Here is a 2217-nt window from a genome sequence, read left to right as displayed (position 1 = left end):
CCCTCCGTGAGCAGATACGCGTGCGCCGCGCCCGCCGCCGCCACCGAGGCGAGCAGGCGGGCCAACTCCGGTGGAGCCTCCAGCAGGGCGGTGGTCCGGGCGTCGGCCGTGCGGCGCTCGGCGTCGGCCAGAGCCGCCAGGGCCTTCCGCTCGTCCTCGGGCACGGACGCCGGCGGCCCCGCGGAACCGCCGGCGGAGGCGGACGGCGAAGGACTGGCGGAGGCCGCCGCGGAAGATCCGGAGGGGCGGGCGGAGGCGAAGGCCGTTGCGTGTCCGGCGACCTCGGCCCGCAGCGGCCGCAGCCGCTCGGCGAGCCCGGGGTGGGCCTTCGCGGTCGCGTCGTACCGGTCCAGCAGGTCGCCCGACTCCTCCGCGGCCCGGGCGCGCAGCTTGCGGGCCGTGGTGCTCCGCTCGGCCCGCTCGGAGGCCGAGCCGCCCTCGGAGCAGCCGCTGAGCAGGACAGCGGCGGTACCGGCGCCGAGGGCGCCGGTCAGCATGCTTCTCCGGCGCGGGCCGGACGGGGGCCCCGACGGCGTGGGAAGCGGCACGGGTCACATCCTGTGAGGCGAGGGGCGCGGGGCCGACGGCGGGAGGGAGGCCGGCGGGGACGGGCGTCCTTGATCGGCTGGAGCCGAGCGTACCCGTGGCCCCGCTCCGGATCGCCGACCGGCTCGGCGCACACCCGCCGGAGGCGGACGGCAGCACCGTCTCCGACCGGATACCCTTTGACCTGACACGCGACCTTCCCACAACAGCACACGCGGCCGAGGAGTCACCCGGATGAGCACCACCCAGAGCGAGAGGCTGCGCGGACTGCTCGAACCGCTCGTCGCCGCGCGAGACCTGGATCTGGAAGAAGTCGATGTGACGCCGGCCGGGAAGCGGCGCGTGCTCCGGATCGTCGTGGACTCCGACGCGGGTGTCCAGCTGGACGCCTGCGCCGAGTTGAGCCGGGCGGTCTCCGAGAAGCTCGACGAGACGGACGCCATGGGCGGAGCCCCGTACGTCCTCGAGGTCACCTCTCCCGGCGCGGACCGGCCGCTCACCGAACCGCGCCACTACCGCCGTGCCACCGGCCGTCTCATCAAGGCCCGGCTCGCCGACGGCGGCGAGCTGGTCGCCCGGATCACCGCTGTCGACGACGACGGTCTCGACCTGGAGGTGCCGGGCGTGAAGGGCCGCAGGCCCACCGCCCGCCGGGTCCCCTTCGCGGAGATCGCCAAGGCCCGGGTGGAGATCGAGTTCAACCGCAAGGCCGCCGAGAAGAGCGCCGCGGCCGCTGACGACGAGAGCCAGGAGGAGGCGTAGCCGTGGACATCGACATGAGCGCCCTGCGGGGTTTGGTACGGGAGAAGGAGATCTCCTTCGACCTGCTGGTCGAGGCGATCGAGGCGGCCCTCCTCATCGCTTATCACCGCACCGAGGGAAGCCGCCGCCACGCGCGCGTGGAACTGGACCGCAACACCGGTCATGTGACGGTGTGGGCGACGGAGGACCCGGCCGACCTCGAGGAGGGCGAGGAGCCCCGCGAGTTCGACGACACCCCCTCCGGGTTCGGCCGTATCGCCGCCACCACCGCCAAGCAGGTCATCCTGCAGCGGCTGCGGGACGCCGAGGAGGAGATCACCTTCGGTGAGTACGCGGGCCGCGAGGGAGATGTCGTCGCCGGCGTCGTCCAGCAGGGCAAGGACCCCAAGAACGTCCTCGTCGACATCGGCAGGCTCGAGGCGATCCTGCCGGTGCAGGAGCAGGTGCCGGGTGAGGAGTACGCGCACGGCACCCGGCTGCGGACCTATGTCGTCCGCGTCGTCAAGGGCGTGCGCGGACCGTCGGTGACGCTCTCCCGCACGCACCCGAACCTGGTGAAGAAGCTGTTCGCGATGGAGGTCCCGGAGATCGCCGACGGCTCGGTGGAGATCGCGGCCATCGCCCGCGAGGCCGGCCACCGGACCAAGATCGCCGTACGGTCCACCCGTTCGGGCCTCAACGCCAAGGGCGCGTGCATCGGCCCGATGGGCGGCCGGGTCCGGGCCGTCATGGCCGAGCTCCACGGCGAGAAGATCGACATCGTCGACTGGTCGGACGACCCGGCGGAACTGGTGGCGCACGCACTGTCACCCGCCCGGGTGAGCAAGGTCGAGGTCATCGATCTCGCCGCCCGTTCCGCCCGGGTGACCGTCCCCGACTACCAGCTGTCACTGGCCATCGGCAAGGAAG

3 protein-coding genes are annotated in these 2217 nt (G+C 73.2%); 2 read left to right on the top strand and 1 reads right to left on the bottom strand.

Going from position 1 to position 2217, the window contains the following annotated elements; genetic code table 11:
• A partial coding sequence (locus tag ACTWQE_RS33965; RefSeq protein WP_443332946.1) for a hypothetical protein occupies positions 1 to 497 on the bottom strand: 497 nt, incomplete at its 3' end.
• Between the two features lie 283 nt (positions 498 to 780).
• Here ACTWQE_RS33965 and rimP point away from each other — a divergent pair.
• Both rimP and nusA read left to right on the top strand, forming a co-directional pair.
• The gene (gene rimP / locus ACTWQE_RS33960) at positions 781 to 1308 is read left to right on the top strand and encodes a ribosome maturation factor RimP (RefSeq protein WP_443332945.1); all 528 of its coding nucleotides are present in this window, start codon (positions 781 to 783) and stop codon (positions 1306 to 1308) included.
• Between the two features lie 2 nt (positions 1309 to 1310).
• Positions 1311 to 2217: transcription termination factor NusA (nusA, locus tag ACTWQE_RS33955; protein ID WP_443332944.1), on the top strand; the 907-nt coding region annotated here is incomplete at its 3' end.

The sequence above is a fragment of the Streptomyces sp. 8N706 genome, from assembly GCF_052245415.1.
Taxonomy (GTDB): domain Bacteria; phylum Actinomycetota; class Actinomycetes; order Streptomycetales; family Streptomycetaceae; genus Streptomyces.
This window is presented reverse-complemented; position numbering and strand designations above follow the sequence as displayed.